At 61.7% G+C, this 19,939-nt stretch carries 16 protein-coding genes; 8 read left to right on the forward strand and 8 right to left on the reverse strand.

Annotated features, from left to right (window positions below):
* The first annotated feature begins 283 nt into the window (after positions 1-283).
* Positions 284-1,021: a phosphate-starvation-inducible PsiE family protein gene (locus CKO25_RS15350; RefSeq protein ID WP_200388832.1), complete on the forward strand. Its 738-nt coding sequence runs from the start codon at positions 284-286 to the stop codon at positions 1,019-1,021.
* Positions 1,022-1,104: 83 nt separating this feature from the next.
* On the forward strand, positions 1,105-1,344 hold the full coding sequence (locus CKO25_RS15355) for an RND transporter (protein WP_200388833.1): 240 nt from the start codon (positions 1,105-1,107) through the stop codon (positions 1,342-1,344).
* 65 nt (positions 1,345-1,409) lie between these two features.
* On the opposite strand, the gene CKO25_RS15360 is transcribed toward CKO25_RS15355, so the two are convergent.
* The 3 genes from CKO25_RS15360 to cmoA form a co-directional block, all read right to left on the reverse strand.
* On the reverse strand, positions 1,410-2,129 hold the full coding sequence (locus CKO25_RS15360; RefSeq protein WP_200388834.1) for a GDSL-type esterase/lipase family protein: 720 nt from the start codon (positions 2,127-2,129) through the stop codon (positions 1,410-1,412).
* 226 nt (positions 2,130-2,355) lie between these two features.
* Entirely contained in the window at positions 2,356-3,360 is a 1,005-nt protein-coding gene (gene cmoB / locus CKO25_RS15365; RefSeq protein WP_200388835.1) for a tRNA 5-methoxyuridine(34)/uridine 5-oxyacetic acid(34) synthase CmoB, read from the reverse strand.
* Positions 3,351-4,082, reverse strand: coding sequence for a carboxy-S-adenosyl-L-methionine synthase CmoA (gene cmoA / locus CKO25_RS15370; protein WP_200388836.1), 732 nt, complete (start codon positions 4,080-4,082; stop codon positions 3,351-3,353). The genes cmoB and cmoA overlap by 10 nt, the downstream gene beginning before the upstream one ends.
* Positions 4,083-4,409: 327 nt before the next feature.
* Here cmoA and ppk1 point away from each other — a divergent pair, with 327 nt between their 5' ends.
* The 4 genes from ppk1 to CKO25_RS15390 all read left to right on the forward strand — a co-directional run bounded on the left by ppk1 (position 4,410) and on the right by CKO25_RS15390 (position 9,634).
* Complete coding sequence (gene ppk1 / locus CKO25_RS15375) at positions 4,410-6,656, forward strand: polyphosphate kinase 1 (protein WP_200388837.1); 2,247 nt, start codon at positions 4,410-4,412, stop codon at positions 6,654-6,656.
* A 111-nt stretch (positions 6,657-6,767) separates the two neighbouring features.
* Positions 6,768-7,511, forward strand: a complete 744-nt coding sequence (locus tag CKO25_RS15380; protein WP_242467646.1) for a TIGR04283 family arsenosugar biosynthesis glycosyltransferase — start codon at positions 6,768-6,770, stop codon at positions 7,509-7,511.
* A gap of 154 nt (positions 7,512-7,665) precedes the next feature.
* On the forward strand, positions 7,666-7,953 hold the full coding sequence (locus tag CKO25_RS15385; protein ID WP_200388838.1) for a sll1863 family stress response protein: 288 nt from the start codon (positions 7,666-7,668) through the stop codon (positions 7,951-7,953).
* 301 nt (positions 7,954-8,254) lie between these two features.
* A complete protein-coding gene (locus CKO25_RS15390) occupies positions 8,255-9,634 on the forward strand; it encodes a DUF4139 domain-containing protein (RefSeq protein WP_242467647.1) in 1,380 nt (459 codons plus the stop codon).
* Between the two features lie 10 nt (positions 9,635-9,644).
* On the opposite strand, the gene CKO25_RS15395 is transcribed toward CKO25_RS15390, so the two are convergent.
* The 3 genes from CKO25_RS15395 to CKO25_RS15405 form a co-directional block, all read right to left on the reverse strand.
* Positions 9,645-11,087, reverse strand: a complete 1,443-nt coding sequence (locus tag CKO25_RS15395; protein ID WP_200388840.1) for a dihydrolipoyl dehydrogenase — start codon at positions 11,085-11,087, stop codon at positions 9,645-9,647.
* Positions 11,088-11,155: 68 nt separating this feature from the next.
* The gene (locus tag CKO25_RS15400) at positions 11,156-12,031 is read right to left on the reverse strand and encodes an SGNH hydrolase domain-containing protein (RefSeq protein WP_200388841.1); all 876 of its coding nucleotides are present in this window, start codon (positions 12,029-12,031) and stop codon (positions 11,156-11,158) included.
* A gap of 183 nt (positions 12,032-12,214) precedes the next feature.
* A complete protein-coding gene (locus CKO25_RS15405) occupies positions 12,215-14,155 on the reverse strand; it encodes an acyltransferase family protein (RefSeq protein WP_200388842.1) in 1,941 nt (646 codons plus the stop codon).
* 439 nt (positions 14,156-14,594) lie between these two features.
* On the opposite strand from CKO25_RS15405, the gene purL reads away from it, so the two are divergent.
* Positions 14,595-18,533 carry a phosphoribosylformylglycinamidine synthase gene (gene purL / locus CKO25_RS15410; RefSeq protein ID WP_200388843.1) on the forward strand — a complete coding sequence of 1,313 codons (3,939 nt, stop codon included), beginning with the start codon at positions 14,595-14,597 and terminating at the stop codon, positions 18,531-18,533.
* Positions 18,534-18,659: 126 nt separating this feature from the next.
* Complete coding sequence (gene arfB / locus CKO25_RS15415) at positions 18,660-19,082, forward strand: alternative ribosome rescue aminoacyl-tRNA hydrolase ArfB (RefSeq protein ID WP_200388844.1); 423 nt, start codon at positions 18,660-18,662, stop codon at positions 19,080-19,082.
* Positions 19,083-19,099: 17 nt separating this feature from the next.
* Here the strand turns inward: arfB and CKO25_RS15420 are convergent, their stop codons facing one another.
* Together CKO25_RS15420 and CKO25_RS15425 are read right to left on the reverse strand one after the other, a co-directional pair.
* Positions 19,100-19,279: a hypothetical protein gene (locus CKO25_RS15420; RefSeq protein ID WP_200388845.1), complete on the reverse strand. Its 180-nt coding sequence runs from the start codon at positions 19,277-19,279 to the stop codon at positions 19,100-19,102.
* Between the two features lie 87 nt (positions 19,280-19,366).
* The gene (locus tag CKO25_RS15425; protein ID WP_200388846.1) at positions 19,367-19,858 is read right to left on the reverse strand and encodes a GlcG/HbpS family heme-binding protein; all 492 of its coding nucleotides are present in this window, start codon (positions 19,856-19,858) and stop codon (positions 19,367-19,369) included.
* Positions 19,859-19,939: the final 81 nt, after the last annotated feature.

Genomic DNA, 19,939 nt, shown 5'->3' on the forward strand with positions numbered 1-19,939 from the left:
TGGCGGCAGGCGATCGACCGTTTTCCTTGGCAGGCCGACATCATGGCCCGTGCTCAGGATCAGCTTCGCTCAAGCAGGGTCGCATCATCCATGTCGAGGCGGCGCAGTCAGCACCCAGAGAGATCACCGAAAGACCTTGCCGAACCCGTTGATCTCCGGCACCATGCTCGCCGCGTGGTCGTGTGCGCGGATCGACGCTGCGGCAGACCCAGCGATCCGCAGCGCGGGAACGGTGCTCTGCCAGCCACCTATCCGAGTCGATCACCGTGATGAGACCAAGTGCGTGGACCGTCATCGTTATCACATCCAATTCAGCGCGACCCTGCTTCCGGGAACTGATGCCGACACGGCTAGAGCCGCGCTCAAAGCCCGCTTCAATCTGTCTGATCAAGCGCTTGCAGATTTGTTCAGCGGGCAATGCGTCACGATCCGGCGCAATATCGATGAGCCAACCGCGTTACGGTATCAGGCTGCCTTTCGGCAGGCGGGCGCGCTGTTGCAGATCATTCCAGCGGCCCAGGAGACCGCGCCACCTGAGCTCGACCTTGATCCCCGTACTTGGTCCGTGTCGAAACCCGGCCACCCACCCTCGTTCATCGATCGGGGGTTTCACCATTTCGAAAGGATCCTGGCAGCAGTGCTGTTGGTGTTGATCTCTGGCGTTGCGGTGCTCGCCGTGCTCGAACTCTGTTTCGTGCTCTACCAGGATGTGACCAGCCAAAAAGGCGTCTTTCTGCTTGATCTCGGAGAACTTTTCGAGATTTTCGGCATGTTTTTGATCGTCTTGATCGCGATCGAATTGATGGCGAGCATCTATATGTACATGATGGACAAATCCGTCCATGTGGAGATCATGCTCTTGATCGCCATCACTGCACTCACGCGCAAGGTGGTTGTGCTCGATCTTGAGAGCAAGGGCGACCCCGCGCTCTATATGGTCGGTTTGGCCGCGCTCTTGGGGACCTTGGTCGTGGGTTACTATTTGGTCAAGCGCTTGGGGCGACAGCGCGGCCGGCATTAACGGCTCGGGCGGCGCGTCAGGGTGATCTCAACCTCCCGCAACGCGATCGCAACACATCGAATAATCAAGAGAATCAACATCGAATGCTCAACTGGATCGACCGTTTTCCGCTCTATCTCTTCGTCGTCGCGTCCCTCACGCTGGGGCTCGCGCCCTTTGTCCCAGAACCCCATTTGTGGGAAAAACTCAAGATGCTGGCCGACGGCACCTTGACCCGGGCGATTGATATCTTTGACCTCCTCCTCCACGCCACGCCTTGGGTGCTGTTGGTCATCAAGGTCACGCGCCAATTCATCCTGCCTCCCCGCACGCCGGAGCGTTAGCCCCTCAGTTATGCGTGCCCGATCCTCCGTCAACGCCCCATCTCAGCTCGTGGCGATCGCACCCATCATCTCGTCAAGTCGTTCAGCGTGGAGCGCATCGTATCGGCCCAGATGCGGTATCCCAATTCACTCAGGTGCAGTTCATCGGGCATGATTTCCCGAGACACTTGGCCATCGGGACCCAGAAACGAGCGGCGCATATCCAGATAATGGGTCCTGCTACCATCGTGATATTTGGCAATCAGGGCGTTGACCTGCTGGTTCTTGGCATCCGCGGCGGCGGACCCGCGCGGCAGAATGGACAAGAGCAACACCTTGGTCGTTGGCGAACGCCGATGGATGGAGCGAATGATCTTGCGGATGCCCCGGGCGGTTTGCTGAGGCGTATGATCAGCGATCCGGCTGTTGTTGGTACCAATCATCAGGACCACGACCTTGGGCTGCAACCCATCTAGGGTCCGATTGTCGATCCGCCACAATAGATGCTGTGTCTGATCCCCGCTCAGCCCAAAGTTGACCGCCCGATGGCGACCGAACTCGCGCTCGAACAGGTCTGGATGATTGGCCCAACCCGCCGTGACCGAATCACCAAGAAAGACCACATGCGCCCCTCCTTTGCTCGCGATGTCTACAAACTGCTCATGGGTTCTGAGGAAGCTGGCGAGGATTTGGCCGTTCGCATCAAGGCGCGGCGCGGCCAGATCCGCGCGTTGGGCTAGAGCTGACGCGGGGGCGAGCGCCACGACGAGGCCGAGCGCCATGAGTGGGCCAAGAAACGGATTCATAAGTCAGTCCTGCAAGGAATCGATGCGGGGGTTGGCGGACGAAGCACGCGGCCTTGCAAGATCAGATGAGGGCGCAATCACGGGGTAACACGTCCTCGACAGGCAGCGCGGCACTCGGGTTGTCGATGTGACGGGCGGTCACGTGACGGATCTTCGCGTGCAGTCCAGGTGGCGAGCATAGGGAAGTTTCCCCTCAGCGACAAGGTACTGGCCCGCCGCCGCGGCTTCAGTCTGGACGATAGGCAATCAGAATCGCCCGCACCGGCGCCGGATAGCCTTCACGCGTGCGCTGTGGCTCTAGAGGGTCGAGTTGATCCACCAGTGACTGAAACCGCATCCATGGGGTCGCACGCTGTTCGTCGGGCGTCGTGGGAGAGACGTCGACGACGCGCACCTCAGTCAAACCGCACCCACGCAGCCACCCGACCAGCACCCCGACGGTTGGGATGGACCAAACATTGCGCATCGCCGCATAACGCCCAGTCGGGACCAGCACCTGGTCGGTCTGGTGAGCGAGCACCAAGGTCTCGAGCACCAATTCACCGCCCGGGCGGAGCAAGCGTCGCAGATCCCGGAGATGATCGAGCGGTGCGCGGCGGTGCGCGAGCACCCCCATGGAGAAGACCGTATCGAATACACCAGGGTCATCCAGGTGCGCATCCGCCAGCGCCATGAGATCCTCGATCCCCAGCGGGAGGACCGCCATCGCATCACGGCCGAGAAAATGATCAATGGCCAACCATTGCGCCACGCACAAGAGTGAGGGGTCGACGCCTATGACGAGCCGTGCACCCTGTCCGAGCATACGCCACGCGTAATAGCCATTGCCGCATCCAACGTCCAACACCAGCCGTCCCGCAAGCGGGGTGATGGCATCCTTGAGCCGTCGCCATTTCAGATCCGAGCGCCATTCCGCGTCGATCCTCAGCCCATGCACACAGAAGGGTCCCTTGCGCCAGGGATGCAGGGCCATCAGTTGCTTGACGAGATCCTCTAACACAGGCTCGGGAAGCGCGACCGGACCCGCGATCCCCACACAATCCTCAGCGAGACACAACTGACCGCGCGGGGGGCTCGGCAGCGCGGCGAGCGCGCTTTCCCAGTGCGGGAGATCGCCATGTCGCCGCGTGTCCAAGCGGGTCCGAATCCCATCGGCCAGGACACCACGCCAGCGTGCGAGTCGACTGTCTCCGAGCGCACCCAGGAAGGGTTCAAACGGCCTCAGGTCCATGCCACCCAAGCCACGAAATCGAGACACTGGAACCAGCGCGTCCAGCCGCTGAAGCCTGCCGCGGCAAGACGGCGCTCGTGCTGCTCGACCGTCTCTGGAACCAAGACCTGCTCGAGTGCAGCGCGTTTGCGCGCGATGGCCAGATCGCTATACCCGTTCGCGCGCTTGAAATCATCGTGCAGGGCGCGAACGAACCGGCCCTCCGCTCCCTCACCGAGTTCGATTTTCTCGGCCAGCACGAGCGCGCCCTTGGGGACGAGACCGGCGCGCAGTTGCTGGAGTAATTCATCACGACGTGCCAACGGAATAAATTGCAATGTGAAATTAAGAACGATCAGGGAGGCCTGGGTGATCTCGATGGTAGCCAGATCGGCCTGGAGGGGCTCGAGACGCTCGCGCCCAGGGGTGTCCGCCAGGCGTGCGCGCAACCCCGCGATCATCGCCGCGGAGGTATCCACGGCAATCACCGGAACCGTTGGAGGCGTCCGCAATAGGATCTCGCGTGACACCGCTCCCAGCGAGCACCCCAGATCGTAGCAGCGGGTTCCCGGTCGCACCACCCGGCTCGCGATCAGGCCCGTCAGGCGCACCAATTCAACATACCCTGGCACCGACCGTTGAATCATATCGGGAAAGACACGGGCAACCTCCGCGTCGAACGTGAAGGGCCGGTGCCTCAGGTCCGGTCGCTCGAAGAGTTCATCTCGATCACTCGTCTCCATCCCTTCGGCTCTCACAGCACCTCAGTTCATCATTCGCCAATCACCAGCGCGACCCTTAGGGCCGATCGCCGCCAACCCCGTCGGCAGCACCTAACGACGCCCAGACGCGCACTCAGACGGGGAACGTAATCTGACACGCCTGGTTCATGAGAGGTTGCTAGACTATGCTCAGCGGGCGGTGAGCGATTGCATTCTACCGCGCGGATCTAGGCTTGGTCCGACAAAGAGAGCGACTGGCCGATCCGCGCCGCAAGGCGGATGAGCGCCGGGGCAGATCGCCCATCCGCCGCGGCCCGACCCCACCGGCAGTCATACGGAAAGCGAGTCATGATGAATCACAACGAGATCCAACGAGCCATCAATGAGGATTCGGATGTCGCGGAGGAACCCGCCGCGTCGAGCGTGACCCCGTCGAACGCCAGTTCAGAGGAGATCAATCTCAATGATCCATCGCTCTATCTGAACCGAGAGCTCACCTGGCTCGCATTCAATCGACGCGTCCTGCATGAGGCTGATGACCCGCGCACACCCTTGCTGGAACGGGTTAAGTTCCTCGCGATCGTGAGCAACAATCTCGATGAGTTCTTCATGAAACGCATCGGGGGGCTTAAGCAGCAAATCGCGGCCGGGGTGCATACCATGAGCCTCGATGGTCGCACCCCCCTGCAGCAACTGAAGGAATGTCAGGCGGCGGTCCGCGACTTCCAAATCGAGATGCAGCGCATCGTGACGCTGCTGCGCGCGGAACTCGAACAACATGACATCCGCATCCTGCTGCACGATGACCTCCCGCTCGACGCACGTGAGCGGCTGCGCGACCATTTCCGCGCCAATATCTTCCCGATGTTAACGCCGTTGGCCATGGATCCGGCTCACCCATTTCCCTTCATCTCAAACCTCACCTTGAACCTGCTCGTGACCCTGCGCTTCCCAGGAGGCAGCGAGGTATACATGGCGCGCGTGAAGGTCCCGGTGAGCAAGGATGTCTCGAAGCGAATGATCCCGATTGATGGCAGCACCACCTTCGTGACTCTCGAAGACTTGATGTTGCACAATCTCGACATGCTGTTCCCAGGCATGGAGATCGATTCCTGTGCCCTCTTCCGCATCACCCGCAACGCCATCGTCGAGCCCGAGGCCGAGGCCGCCAACGACCTGCTCGAGATGATCGAGACCGAGCTGCGCGAACGGCATTTCGCCCCAATCGTTCGGCTCGAGGTGCAGCCCGGCATGGAGCCCACGCATCGCGGCATGCTCGCGGCCGAGTTAGGGCTGAATGAGGAGGAAGACGTCTTCGAGATCGAGGGCATGATGGCGCTGCGCGACCTCTTCGAGATCGCCGCGATCGAACGCCCGGAGCTGCGCGATAAGACCCACCGCGCCGTCGATCATCCGTTGCTGGCCAATGATCGCCGCAACATCTTCCACATCATTCGCGAAAACGGGCCCATCCTGCTCCAACATCCCTATCAAGCGTTCGCCACCTCGGTCGAGCGCTTTCTGCGCACTGCCGCCGAGGATCCCAAAGTCCTCGCCATCAAGATGACCCTGTATCGCACCTCGGCCGGCCCGATCCTCGACTCGCTGATTATGGCCGCGCGCAATGGCAAGCAGGTGGCGGTGCTGGTCGAACTCAAGGCGCGTTTCGATGAGGCCGCCAACATCGTCTGGGCGCGCCGGCTCGAAGCCGAAGGGATCCACGTCAACTATGGTGTCATGGGGCTGAAGACCCACAGCAAACTCATCTTCGTGGTCCGGCGCGACTACTCACAGCTGCGGCGGTACTACCATATCGGAACCGGGAATTATCACTCCGGCACCGCCAAGCTCTACACTGATTTGGGCATGTTGGGATGCGATGAGGAGATCGGCCAAGACCTGACCGAACTCTTCAACTATCTGACCGGCTATTCCCCACCACCGAGCTATCGCAAGATCCTCGCTGCCCCCTACACCCTGAAACGCGCGATCATCGACAAGATCAACCGCGAAATCGAGCATCAAAAGCGCACCGGGAATGGGTTGATTCAGATGAAGATGAACGCCCTCGAGGACGCCGAGATCACCCGCGCCCTCTATAAGGCTACCCGGGCTGGGGTGAAGGTCGATCTGATCGTGCGCGACACCTGCCGGCTGCGCCCTGGGCTCCCCGGCATCAGCGAGACGGCGCGTGTCGTCAGTATCGTTGGGCGCTTCCTCGAACACGCCCGGATCATCTATTTTCGCAATGGCGGCGAGGAGGAATACTACATCGGCTCAGCCGATATGATGGGGCGCAACCTCGACAGTCGCGTCGAGGTGCATGCGCCGGTGGAAAACCCCGAGTTGCGCCAGGAATTGCGCCTGCTACTCGATGTTCAGTTCGCCGACACCCGTTCGGCTTGGGATCTGAACGCAGAGGGGCACTACACTCAACGTCAGCCCGAGGACGAGACGGCGAAGGGCGCGCAGGAGATTCTGATCGGGGTCGCTGAGAAGCGGCTGGCCGCGGCGGCTAAGCATAAGGAGAAGAAGGTTCGCTCAAAACTCTTGAGCCATTTCCAATGGCGCCTGCGCGATCGTAATCTCAAATAGGCCGTTGGCTCGGGCCAGGCGCCGCGGCCCGAGCCACTCTCCGATCGCCCCCCGCCTCGGCGGTCGGCATCACCACCGGAGCCAGACCGGTTGATCCGAACCCTGGATGTCATGCCTGAATCGCCACCCATGGCAACGCATACGCACCCCTCATCGCGCCCGGTGCCACGTCTGTCCATCATCATTCCGACCCTCAATGAGGCGGGCGGTATTGCGACCATGCTCACGGCCCTCGCGCCCCTGCGCACGCAAGGCTGCGAACTGATCGTCGTCGATGGTGGCAGTGATGACGAAACCGTGCACCAAGCAAAAGCCTATGCCGATCAGGCATTCACCGCGCCCCGAGGTCGTGCGCGCCAGATGAACGCCGGCGGCGCCGCCGCGCGCGGTGCCGTCCTGCTCTTTCTGCACGCCGACACGCGCCCTCCACTCGAGGTGGTCGCGGCACTGCCGGATCGGTTGGCCCAACAAGGTCACTGCTGGGGACGCTTCGATGTGCGGATCGATGCCCGCCACCCGCTGCTCCGACTGGTTAGCTGGAGCATGAATCAACGGTCCCGGCTCACCGGTATTGCAACCGGTGATCAGGCCATGTTCGTCGTGCGTGAGACATTCGAGCGCGTTGGGGGGTATCCGCCGCTGGCCCTCATGGAGGACATCAGCCTCTCCGCGCGACTCAAACGGGAAGGCCCACCCCTGTGCCTGCGCGAGCCAGTTGTCACCTCGGCCCGGCGCTGGGAACGTGATGGCGTGGTGCGCACCATTGTCTTCATGTGGAGCCTCCGCCTCGCGTTCGCTCTCGGCGCCTCACCAGGCTGGCTTGCACGACACTATGAACGCGGACAAACCCAGTGATGAGCACTCACCAGGGCGATGATCACGAACAGCGCTGACGACCAAGGTTGAGAATGGCTGCGTTGTCCTGGGCGCGGTTGCTTTCACCGCCCGGACGCGGAATACTCAGCGTGACTGAAGACGCCCCCACCAGCAATCAAAGGAGACATTCAAAATGGTCGACCGTAAGACATACATCGAAAAAATGAAGGCGAAGATGGACGAGTGGGATGCGGACATGGACAAGCTGCAAGCCAAGAGCGAGAGTGCACAGGCCGACATGAAGCAGCAGTATCAAGAGCAAATGGCGCGCCTGCGCGAACAACAGGAAGAAGCTCGCGAGATGCTCGCCAACATGACCAATGCGAGCGAAGCGGCCTGGGAAGATATGCGCAAGGGCATGGAGTCGGCTTGGGACGCCACCAGCAAGGCCTTTATGGACGCCTTCTCACGCTTTAAGTAACGCTTAGTTCGGGCACTTCCGCGGCGCGGGATGTGCCCGGACCCTCCCGGTCACGGGTCACGCACGGTCTGAAAGAGGATCCCAACGATTCTCGGTTGGCATGGCCCTAGCCCATGGAGTTCCTGGAAGCCTGAACATGCGCAATGCCGTTTCCCCGCCCTCCCGATCCGTCCCTGACGGCCACTCACGCCTGCCGCATGCGTGCCGCACACAAGGGCGCGCGCGGCAGCCTGTCATCGCTCGCAGGACGATGATCGGGATGGCGGCCGGGGTCCTCATGTCGACAGCAATCGGAGCAGACATGGATCGAGCACAGACGAATCAGGAACAGCGCGTCGACGACTCAACCCAGGAGGGTCTGGCCGTGACCATCTACAACGCCGACCTCGCCTTGGTGAAGGATCGTCGGCGTCTGACCTTGCAGCCGGGCTTGAACCGGCTGGCTTGGCGGAATGTCTCGGTCGAGATTCAACCCGAGACCGCGCTCCTCAGCGAGGCGAGCGGTCAGCTCCCGTTCGAACTGATCGAGCAGAATTTCGACTTCGATCTCTTGACCCCGGACAGTCTGCTGAAAAAGTACGTTGGACGGACCGTCCAAGTCATTCGTACCAACGATGACGGTGATCAGGAGATCGAAGATGCGATCCTCCTCGCGGCTAACGACGGAATCGTCCTGCGCTATGCCGACCGCATCGAAACCGCCTTAGTCGGCCATCTGGCCTTTCCTGATGTGCCGACCGATCTGCGCGATCAGCCGACCCTGATCCTGCATCTAGCGGCTGAGACGGCGGGCGAGGGTCTGTTCGAACTCTCCTATCTCACGAACGGCCTCGCATGGCAGGCTGACTATGTGGCGGATCTCTCGCCCGACGGTCAGACCATGGATCTCAATGGTTGGATCACGCTGACCAATCATAGTGGCATCGCCTATCGCAGTGCGCAGATCCAAGTCGTCGCCGGTGAGGTCAATCGCGTCATCAACGAACGGCCCGAGGCGATGATGGCACGCGACATGGTCATGGCGTCCCCCCAGGCCATGCCCGAGCAGGAAAGCTTGGATGAATATCACCTCTACACCCTCCCCCGCCCCACGGACATCCAAAACAATCAGACCAAGCAGGTCGCACTCCTGAGCGCACCGCAAGTGACCATTAGCCGCGAATTGCGCGTGCGCGGCGAACCCTACCGCTACCAATCGCGATCCCATGACGGTTGGTCACAACGGCCCGTCACCACGACCCTCCGCTTCGAGAACGAAGGCGATAGCCTTGGTATTCCATTGCCAAAGGGAATCGTGCGTGTCTACGCCAAGGACAGTGCGGGCAACGCGCAATTTATCGGTGAGGACTCCATCGACCATACCCCGCGCAATGAAACCGTCGTGCTCTCGCTCGGAGAGAGCTTCGACGTCACCGCGCGACGGCGCCAGACCGAGTTTCGGAAACTCGCCGGCACCAGCGCCTATGACTACGCTTACGAAGCGGCATTCGAACTCGAACTCAAGAATGCCAAGAGCGACGCGGTTGAGGTCACGGTGCTCGAGCAACTTCCGGGCGACTGGAGTCTGCTACAAGAGAGTCAGCCGCACACCAAGGAGGCGGCGAATCTGGTGTCTTGGCGCGTCACGGTTCCGGCCGAGGGCACCACCACCTTGAGCTGGCGCGCCCTGGTGCGCTTTTGAGTGATGCCGTTCAGGAGGCCGCGGACACCCGTCGACGCCAGCGTGCGACGGATCCAAGACGAGAGCTGATCTCGGTTCTGAGCGGTGCCACACGCCGCAAACCTTTCAGCAGGTCGTGCAGTGCATCCTGCAAGGCCTCCTCAATCACTGGGTGATAGTAGGGCATGGCGAGCATCTGCTCGGCGGTCATCCGACTCTCGATGCCCCAAGCGAGCAAATGAGCCAGATGCTCGCATCGCGGGCCAACCATGGCACCGCCGAGGACGATGCCGGTGCGGCCATCGGCATAGAGGCGCAGCAAGCCGCGATTCGATCCCATGATCAAGGCTCGCCCAACAGGTCCAAAGCGTTGCTGGCCTACCACGACATCTGCCGAGAGTTGCGACCAGGGCGTCCCCACCACGGCGATGTTTGGGTCGCTGAAGACAATGCTCATCGGCGTCTTGGCATCTAGGGTCCGGGGCTTCGCATGGCAGGCATTGTAGCCAGCGACCTGACCCTGGGCGGCGGCAATCTGGAGATTGGCCACCCCGCCAGTCGCATCGCCCGTGAGATAGATCGGGAAACGCCCGACCTGCAGCGTGCGCGGGTCATAGAGGGGCACGCCATGGGCATCGAGGACACAACCCACCTTGCCCAGGTCGAGACCCTCGATATTGGGCCGGCGTCCGGTTGCGACGAAAATGCTGTCGACCAGGATCTCGCGATCCCCCTGTGTCACGCGGACCTGCTCGCCCACGCGTTCAACCGCGACCGGCGCACCCAGCCAAACCGGGAACTCCCGCTCCAAAATCTCCACGGCGAGTCGATTGATCTCGGGATCCTGCACGCGTGCGATACGCGTACCGACGTCCACGCCCACGACCTTGGTGCCAAGTCGGTGCAGTGCCTGCCCCATCTCGACTCCGATCGGACCGAGTCCGATCACGGCCACGGACTCAGGCAAGCGCTCCTGTTCGAAGAGCGTCTCGACGGTCAGCAATCGATCGCCGAGCTGCTGTTTCCAACCCAGCGGGATCATGGTCGAAGCCCCCGTTGCGATCACGATGGCCTTGGCATGAATGAGACGATTTCCAACAGCGAGGGTGTTGGCATCGATGAAACGGGCAAAACCTTCGACCAATTCATCGCCCATTTCGTCTGTCGTGTTGGCCATGACCAGGTCGACGAAGGTGTCGCGCAGATCGCGCACATGCTCCAGCGCGGCTGCTTGGTCGACCTTCAGGGCCTCTGCCCCGACGATGCCATAATGGCCAAAGCGTTGCCGCGACTGATAGAGCTCGGCAAGGTGGATCGCCACTTTCGATGGCATGCAACCCACCCGCGCGCAGGTCGTTCCCAGTTCGCCACCATTGATCAATACGAAGCGATCCGTGGTCTTGCGGATTTCCTTCACGGCATTCAAGCCCGCGTGACCGGCTCCGATCACGGCCACATCAACATGATCCTGCATCGTCGATCCTCTTCCAGCCATAGGGTCAGGTGTGACGCGATCCGTCGGGGGACGTCGTCGGTGTGGCTTCAGCGAAACCACTCATGTTTAGCAATCGCCGTACCAAACGTCTGCGCTCCAGCTAAGCTGAGATGGAGTGTATCAACGAATTGTTCGCGACCTGCCGCGTCGAAGAGCGCGCATGAGGCTGCCGCATCATCACAGAAGAGGGCCGCTTTATCGAGGAAGCGAATCTGCTCAACCCGATCGGCAAGGGCTCGGACATCGGTATTCGCCTCCTCGAACTGCATGCGTCGTCGGGTCCGATAGGCGTACTGATTCTTTTCCTCCAGACTGAGACCGGCGATCTCCGCCCGCACGCTGGGATCAAGCGGATCCTGCAAGGCAAGTATCCCGACCATCGCGACCTCGCGTCCTTGCTCCACGAGCCGTTCAGCCAGCTCCATGGCACCCGGATGGTAGGCAACGCCACCGCGCCGCCCCCAATGGGCGTTGAGTACGATCAGGTCGGCCTCCTCAAAGAGTGGTGCATCGCGGATCGACTCGATGCTCGCCCAGCACTCGGGATCGCTCCCCACCGGGCGGCTGCCCGTCCTGAGAAACTGGGCAAAATCGGGCATACAGGGATCATCGAGATAGTGTCGCCGGACCTCGATCCCGTCGATACGGGGACTGGCCAAGTGGATCGAGCCATAGAGTTCACGCGCCATGGAATCACCCAGGATCAGGACCTTCCTCACCCCCTCCGTCTGTGAGAACGGCTGTCCAGACTGACGCTCGAAAGGTTGGAACTGGGCGTTGCGTTCGTTGATCAGGCGGTCCTTGTTCGGCGTCGTCGGCCAATCATCGGTGGCGCTCCCCGATCCGGTCAGCGTTCCAGCCCATGCCTGCCCCACCGCCAGCGCGGGAAGCGCGAGACCGATCAGACAACAGAGGACAAGCATGAAACGAACCCAACTCGATCGCGGCGGGCCTCCAGCCCACTGCGGGCTAGGGGCATCAGCGCGCATGAAACCAGACATCAGCAATGCAAATCTCCTGTGTGCTGAAAAAGACTCGTCGACCTCTTGAGGCCGGCACTCGGCCCGCGCGTGCCATGATCGATAGCGTCAAGCCGAGCGGGATGATCAAAGATCAAACCAACCGGCCGCGGCAATCCGCTGTCCATAATGGGCGGCTCCAGCAACACTCACATGGACCGAATCCGAGAAGAGCAAACGGCCAGTCTCATCGTAAAGCGTGCAGGACCGCTTCAGGTCGTCACAAAAGAGCGCGTATTTATCCAAAAAGTGGATATTGGGAACCCGTGCGGCTAATGCTTGGATATCGTCATTGGGCGGATCGATGCGTGATTGTCGCAGTGTCATGTAGGCATATTCGTTGGCTTGCTCGACCGACAATCCGCGCTGCAGGATGTGAAAATCCATCGATGCCGCATCCTTCATCGCCAGCAGGCCAACCAGCGCGACCTCCCTCCCCTGTTCGGCCAAGGTCTCGGCCAAGGACATGACGCCGAGGTGGGGGCGGTCGCCGGGTTCCTGCGCCCAGTGCGCACTGAGTACGATGAGGTCCGCTGCTGCGAGAAGATTGCTTTCGTTCAACCGCTCGATGCTCCGACGACAGTGATCATCACGAATCGACGGCATCTCCCCGCTTCGGAGAACCTGTTCATAATCGGGCATGCAGGGGTCGTCCAGTGCCATGCGGCGGATCTCGAGCCCGGAAAACAGGGGGGCGTTCAACATCAAGGAACCGAAGAGATCACCGGATACGGAATCCCCAAGAATCAAAATCTTGCGGGTCTCGGGATCATCTGAAAACGGCTGATCCGCAAGCGGAAAGAAGGATTGCACCACGCGCGTCCGCTCATCGTACAGGGTGTCGCGATCCTGATAGAGACTGCGCAACGCGGGGTCGATGGAGCGGAAGCGCAGATCCGTGATGGATTGATGCGCGAAGTGCCCCGCCAAACCGATGCTGGAAAACACCAGGATGCCGGCAATCGAGAAACTGAAGACGGTGGACTGCTTGATGCGCTTGCGGTCGCGGAAGGGTTGCTCGACAAAGCGCCAACTCAAGTAGGCGAGCAATAATGTCAACCCGGACAGCGCCAGCATCAGGGGCGCCGCGACCTCACCAACGCTGGCATGACGGACAAAGGCGAACAGTGGCTGATGCCACAGGTAGGCGCTATAACTGATCAGGCCGATGCCGACCAGGGGGGCAAATCCAAGTAACCGACCAACGAGAGTCCGAGATGTCGAGCACAACAGGATCAGCGCGGTACCGATCGTCGGGACCAGGGCGAGCAGTCCAGGAAACGGCAGACGATCATGGAAGAGGAAGGTCGCTCCCACGATCATCGCGAGTCCGATGGCACCCAGGATCTCGCACGCCACGCGGTGCTCTTCGAGCAGGCGAGGATAACGAGGCCAGTCGAGCACCACGAAGGCAGCCAAGGACCCCACCAACAACTGCCAGGCCCTTGCCGGCAGAAGAAAAAAGGCGGCCGTTGGGTCGCTGCGCAACTGCAGTTCGGCGATCAGAAGACTCGCTGCACCGATCGCGGCGATGAGCCACGCCAGCCGCCGTGTCCCCAGACGCCACGCCGCCATGATCAGCAGCGGAAAGAGCACATAGTACTGCTCCTCGACCGCGAGGCTCCATGTGTGCAGCATCGGCTTCAGTTCGGCTGCCGTGTCGAAATAGCCGCTTTCCTGCCAGAAGAGGATATTCGAGGCAAAGACCGTGATCGCGACGAGGCTCTGAGCAAAATCGCGCAGATCGCTCGGACTCAGCAGCCACCAGCCGAAGGGAATCGTGACCAGCATGACGAAAAAGAGCGCTGGCAGGATGCGTCGCGCACGACGCTCATAAAAATTTAGCAGAGAGAACTGACCGAGACGGTGCTCCTCGAGAATGATGCTGGTGATGAGAAACCCGCTGATGACGAAAAAAATATCGACGCCGATAAAACCGCCGCCGAAGAGCGCGAATCCACCATGAAACAAAATGACCGGCAAGACGGCGAATGAACGCAGTCCATCGATCTCGCGTCGATACACCATATACAGCCTGTGATGAGATCAGAGTAAAGATAGGGCACCCCTCGTCCTTCGTCTCTCCCGCTCGTCGCCGCGAACGAGAGACTGACCCGCTGGGGATGCACCACACACTCGGCTTCGAGCCGCGCATACGCCTTGATACCCAAGTTCAACGGGATCGGGCGACCAGCACGAGGAGTTCTGCCGCATGCCGCGATGGCTGCTGGCAAACAGCGCCTGCGTACCGCAAATGAAACGTCATCATAACAGGAGCACGTTCGGCCACATCAAGCACGCAAGGAGCCACCGGATCGGCGGCAGACCCACAGGCGTGGCGGTTTGAACCGTGACTCTGCGCGTTGGATCGCAATCGATCAGACGCACACCCTGCCACGTCCTCGCCCCCCTAGGTCCGATCTCAAGTATCATGTCGGCCCGAGACCCAGAACCCAGAGTCGATGCCATGCTCGTTCTCCATGGTGCCCGCGCACGCTCCGAATTCAGACTCCTGAAAATCGCGCAGAAGCTGAGCGCCCAGCTTGGCGGATCAGTCGAACTCGCGGCCGAGCAGGTCTACTTCGCGACCTACTCGGCTCCACTCGGCGACACCGAGCAGGGCCGACTCGAGAGCCTGCTCGATGCCACCACGCAGGATCCCTCAACGGCGATGGCCGCGCCGAATGCGACGAGGACCAGTCTGCTCGTGGTTCCCCGCCCCGGCACCATCTCGCCCTGGTCGTCGAAGTCAACCGATATCGCGCACAACTGTGGCCTCACCGCGATCACGCGCATCGAGCGCGGCCTGCTCTATCGCATCACCAGCGGCGGCGTGCACCCTCATTGCACAGCGACCTTGACGCGGGACCAACTCGCGGCGGCGGCGCTGTTGCTGCACGATCGTATGACCGAGGTCGTCTTCTTCGAGCTCGCCGAGGCCGCACGGTTGTTCGCGCACACCGAGGCGAAACCCGTGCGCCACATCCCGCTTGGCGACGATCCCGAGGCAGCCCTGGCGGCAGCCAATCGCGCGCTAGGCCTCGCGCTCTCGCCCGATGAGATCACCTATCTGGCCGGTAGTTTCGCGGCACTGGAGCGCGCGCCGACCGACGTTGAACTCATGATGTTCGCCCAGGCCAATTCCGAGCATTGCCGCCATAAAATCTTCAACGCACGCTGGTCGATCGATGGCGTTGACCAGCCCCACTCGTTGTTTCAAATGATTCGCCACACCACCGAGGTCGCGCCCACTGGCGTGCTGTCGGCGTATCGGGACAATGCCGCGGTGATCGAGGGTTGGGAGGGGCGGCGGTTTCTGGCCGACACCCTCACCGGTGTCTACCGCGAGCAAGAAGAACCCATCCAGATCCTCATGAAGGTCGAGACGCATAACCATCCGACCGCGATCGCACCGGATCCGGGCGCCGCCACGGGCGCGGGCGGTGAGATCCGCGACGAAGGGGCGACCGGGCGCGGCGCGAAACCGAAAGCCGGTCTCTGTGGCTTTTCGGTTTCGGATTTGCGCATTCCTGGCTGGCTCAGGCCCTGGGAGATACCGGAGACGGCATACCACGGTAAACCCAGTCGCATCGTCTCGGCGCTGGACATCATGCTGGAGGGTCCGATCGGGGCCGCGGCGTTCAACAACGAATTCGGTCGCCCAAACCTCACCGGTTATTTTCGCACGTTCGAGCAGCGCCTTCCCGCTCCCAATGAAGCCGTCGAACTGCGTGGATATCACAAGCCCATCATGCTCGCAGGCGGGCTCGGCAACATTCGCACTGAACACGTGCACAAGGACAGCTTTCCGGACGAGACGCCACTCGTCGTGCTCGGTGGGCCCGCGATGCTGATCGGGCTCGGTGGCGGCGCGGCGTCGAGCATGACCTCTGGATCCTCCGCCGAGGATCTCGACTTCGCCTCCGTGCAGCGTGCCAACCCCGAGATGCAGCGCCGTTGCCAGGAAGTGATCGATCGCTGTTGGGCACTGGGCGAGCAGAATCCCATCCTCTTCATCCATGATGTCGGGGCTGGCGGACTCGCCAACGCCCTTCCCGAACTGGTCCATGATGCCGGGCGCGGCGGTCAGTTCGAGTTGCGCGCGGTTCCCAACGACGACCCCAGCATGTCGCCGATGGAGCTCTGGTGCAATGAGTCGCAGGAGCGCTATGTCCTCGCGATCGCTGCTGAGCACTTGGCACAGTTCGAGGCGATCTGCGCACGCGAACGCTGTCCCTTCGCCGTGGTGGGAACCGCCACGTCCGCGCCACACCTGACCTTGACCGATGCGCGGTTCGCGGACACCCCGATCGACATGCCGATGTCGCTCCTATTCGGAAAACCGCCCAAGATGGAGCGTGCGGCACGCACCGAGCACCCTGTTCGAACGCCATTGAAGACGACCGGGATCGACCTGCGTGAGGCACTCGAACGCGTCTTGAGCCACCCGAGCGTGGCCGATAAAAGCTTTCTGATCACCATCGGTGATCGCAGCATCACCGGACTGGTGGCGCGCGATCAGATGGTTGGACCCTGGCAGGTTCCGGTCGCGGATTGTGCGGTCACCGTCAGTGACTATCAGGGCATCAGCGGCGAGGCCATGGCGGTGGGGGAGCGCACCCCACTGGCCCTGTTGGACGCACCCGCGGCGGGCCGAATGGCGGTCGCGGAGGCCATCACCAACATCGCCGCCGCCGCCATCGCGACGCTCGGCGAGGTCAAACTCTCGGCCAATTGGATGGCCGCCGCCGGTGACCCCGAAGAGGATGCACGTCTCTACCAAACGGTCAAAGCGGTCGCGCTGGAGCTCTGCCCTGCCCTTGGCATGGCCATCCCCGTCGGTAAGGACTCCATGAGCATGAAGACGGTCTGGACCGATCAACACGGAGTGCGCCAAGAGATGCGTGCCCCGCTGTCGCTGATCGTCTCGGCCTTCGCCCCCGTCACGGATGTGCGTGCGACCTTGACTCCCCAGTTGCGCACCGACCAAGGGGACACGGATCTGATTCTGATCGATCTCGGGCAAGGCCAGAACCGTCTCGGCGGTTCCTGTCTGGCGCAGGTCTATGGCCAGCTTGGCAACCAGGGACCAGATCTCGATGCCCCTGAGCTGCTGCAACGGTTCTTTGACGCCATCCAGGAACTGCGCGCCGAGGAACTCCTGCTCGCCTATCACGATCGCTCCGATGGCGGCCTCATCGCCACCCTGTGCGAAATGGCCTTCGCCGGACGCTGTGGCGTGGATGTCGATGTGAGCGCCGTGGGTCCGGATGATCTCGCCGCCCTCTTCAGCGAAGAATTGGGCGCTGTCATCCAGGTGCGCCACACCGACACCGATGCCGTCCTGCAGATCCTTGAGTCCTATGGACTGGCCGAATTCAGCCCCGTGATCGGCATGCTCGACGACAGTGATCAGATCCGCATCTGTCGCCGTTGCCAGCCATTACTCAACCTAGATCGCGGTGCCCTGCAGCGCATCTGGTCGGAAACCAGCTACCGTCTCCAAGCCCTACGCGATCATCCCGACTGCGCCGCCGAGGCCTTTGCACGCATCACCGAGCCGGATCCTGGTTTGCATGCCCGTCTCACCTTTGATCCGGATGACGATGTCAGCGCCATCTATGTCGAGCGCGGCGTGCGACCACCCATCGCCATCCTGCGAGAGCAAGGGGTGAATGGCCAGATCGAGATGGCCGCGGCCTTCCATGCCGCCGGCTTCGAGTGCGTCGATGTTCATCTCTCCGACATCATGGCCGGGCGGATCCGGCTCGATCGCTTTCGCGGACTTGTCGCCTGCGGCGGTTTCTCATACGGTGACGTGCTCGGCGCCGGCCAAGGCTGGGCGAAGTCGATCCTCTTCAATGCGCGGGCCCGCGATGAGTTCGAGGCCTTTTTCACCCGTGAGGAGACCTTCACACTCGGCGTCTGCAATGGCTGTCAGATGCTGTCCCATCTGCGCGAACTGATCCCCGGGACTGCGCATTGGCCGCGCTTTACGCGCAACCGTTCCGAGCAATTCGAAGCCCGAACCCTGTTGCTGGAGGTCCAGGACAGCGCGTCCATCCTGCTCGCCGGCATGGCCGGATCACGCATTCCGATCGCGGTGGCGCACGGTGAGGGACGCGCCGAATTCACTGACGCCGAGGCGCTCGCCGCGACCCGCGCCCGGATCGCGGTCCGCTACATCGAACATGACGGAACGATCGCCGAACGCTACCCGGCGAACCCCAATGGATCGCCCGAGGGTATCGCGGGACTCACGACGCCCGATGGGCGCGTCACCATCATGATGCCGCATCCAGAGCGGGTCTTCCGCACGCTGCAAAATTCCTGGCACCCTGATGATTGGGGGAGTGATGGGCCTTGGATGCGCTTGTTCCGCAATGCGCGAACCTGGGTCGGCTAAATGGGACGGCGGGTCGCGACTGATCAATGCGGCTCGCCGCGCGCTGCTGCCGCTTGACCTGATGGTTTGCTCACCTCACACCTCACCGATGTGCTGCGTGGTGAGGTGATTGGAGACGGATCAATCATGCTGACCATCAAGACCGGCATCCGCATCCCCGAATCCGAGTTGAGCGAGCGTTTCATCCGCTCCCCCGGCCCAGGCGGTCAGAACGTCAATAAAGTGGAAACCGCCGTGCAACTGCGCTTCGACGTCAAGCGATCCCCGTCCCTGTGCGAGGCGGTACGTGCTCGGCTGTTGCACCTGGCGGGACGACGCGTCGATCGCGATGGCATCCTCATGATCGAGGCGCATCGTTATCGGACGCGCGAACGCAATCGCGCGGATGCACGCGCTCGACTGGTCGCACTGATCGAACAAGCCACCGTGCGAGCGAAGCCGCGCGTCGCAACCCGCCCGACGCGCGCCTCCGAGGAACGCCGTTTGGAACACAAACGCAAGCTCGCGACGACGAAACGAATGCGCCGCAGTCCTGCTGATCAGGACTGAGCACCGACGCAAGGATCCTACTCGTTCACCTCGACGATCGCGCCGGAACCGTTCTGAGCCACGACGATGACAAGCTTCCCAAGCGTCGGATGACGGGCGGTGATCAGCTTGAAGGTTGGAAAGGACCGCGTCTCGATCAACTCGCTCTCATCTTGCAGGTCTGCGATCAAGCTTGCTTCGGCTTCCTGTAGACGCATTGGGCACCCCCAGTCATCGCTCAGTCATCAACTCGGCGGATGCACCCGAGGGGAGCCGGATGGCTCCCGATCCGGTACGGATCGCGACTACATCGCCATGTCCAGGTCGTCCTGGATCAAGGCAATTCCCGCCAGAGCGCACTCCTCGTCCGTTGCACCATCCGGTGCGCCACTCACGCCCACACCGGCTACCAACGCAGAGCCACCAACCAGCACCGGCACCCCACCAGCGGACATCACCAACCCATCCAAGCGCCCGATCGGCGTGTCAGCGCGCTCGCTCATCGCCGAGGTTGCCGCATTGAAGTTGACTGCCGTGAAGGCCTTCTTTTGACTGATCGGGACCGTAATCGGCGCCGCGATGGTGTCGCGCAGGGTGACCTGGACGTTGCCTTCACGGTCGACCACCGTGACAGCAATCTGAATCCCCTGCTCTCGACAGGCTTCGATCGTGCCCTGCGCGATCTTCACGGCCGAGTCCATGGAAAGACGCTGCAGCGGAACCACCATGGGGCCCTCGGCGATCGCCGCACCCGCGACAGACAGGCTTGCAAGCAGGACTGGGATCATTTTAGTCATCTTTATCTCCTCCTCTCCTCATGTTCGCCCAAGCGACCCGCGTCGAAACAAAACGGGACGGTCGGGTCTCGTTGCCAAAAG

This window comes from Thiocapsa imhoffii (assembly GCF_016583985.1).
GTDB classification, from domain to species: domain Bacteria; phylum Pseudomonadota; class Gammaproteobacteria; order Chromatiales; family Chromatiaceae; genus Thiocapsa; species Thiocapsa imhoffii.

Excerpts from the sequence above, each read along its gene's own strand:
- CKO25_RS15355 (WP_200388833.1), top strand. The coding sequence starts at position 1,105 with ATGCTCAACTGGATCGACCGTTTTCCGCTCTATCTCTTCGTCGTCGCG.
- CKO25_RS15360 (WP_200388834.1), bottom strand. The coding sequence starts at position 2,129 with ATGAATCCGTTTCTTGGCCCACTCATGGCGCTCGGCCTCGTCGTGGCG.
- cmoB (WP_200388835.1), bottom strand. The coding sequence starts at position 3,360 with ATGGACCTGAGGCCGTTTGAACCCTTCCTGGGTGCGCTCGGAGACAGT.
- cmoA (WP_200388836.1), bottom strand. The coding sequence starts at position 4,082 with ATGGAGACGAGTGATCGAGATGAACTCTTCGAGCGACCGGACCTGAGG.
- ppk1 (WP_200388837.1), top strand. The coding sequence starts at position 4,410 with ATGATGAATCACAACGAGATCCAACGAGCCATCAATGAGGATTCGGAT.
- CKO25_RS15380 (WP_242467646.1), top strand. The coding sequence starts at position 6,768 with ATGCCTGAATCGCCACCCATGGCAACGCATACGCACCCCTCATCGCGC.
- CKO25_RS15385 (WP_200388838.1), top strand. The coding sequence starts at position 7,666 with ATGGTCGACCGTAAGACATACATCGAAAAAATGAAGGCGAAGATGGAC.
- CKO25_RS15390 (WP_242467647.1), top strand. The coding sequence starts at position 8,255 with ATGGATCGAGCACAGACGAATCAGGAACAGCGCGTCGACGACTCAACC.
- CKO25_RS15395 (WP_200388840.1), bottom strand. The coding sequence starts at position 11,087 with ATGCAGGATCATGTTGATGTGGCCGTGATCGGAGCCGGTCACGCGGGC.
- CKO25_RS15400 (WP_200388841.1), bottom strand. The coding sequence starts at position 12,031 with ATGCTTGTCCTCTGTTGTCTGATCGGTCTCGCGCTTCCCGCGCTGGCG.
- CKO25_RS15405 (WP_200388842.1), bottom strand. The coding sequence starts at position 14,155 with ATGGTGTATCGACGCGAGATCGATGGACTGCGTTCATTCGCCGTCTTG.
- purL (WP_200388843.1), top strand. The coding sequence starts at position 14,595 with ATGCTCGTTCTCCATGGTGCCCGCGCACGCTCCGAATTCAGACTCCTG.
- arfB (WP_200388844.1), top strand. The coding sequence starts at position 18,660 with ATGCTGACCATCAAGACCGGCATCCGCATCCCCGAATCCGAGTTGAGC.
- CKO25_RS15420 (WP_200388845.1), bottom strand. The coding sequence starts at position 19,279 with ATGCGTCTACAGGAAGCCGAAGCAAGCTTGATCGCAGACCTGCAAGAT.
- CKO25_RS15425 (WP_200388846.1), bottom strand. The coding sequence starts at position 19,858 with ATGACTAAAATGATCCCAGTCCTGCTTGCAAGCCTGTCTGTCGCGGGT.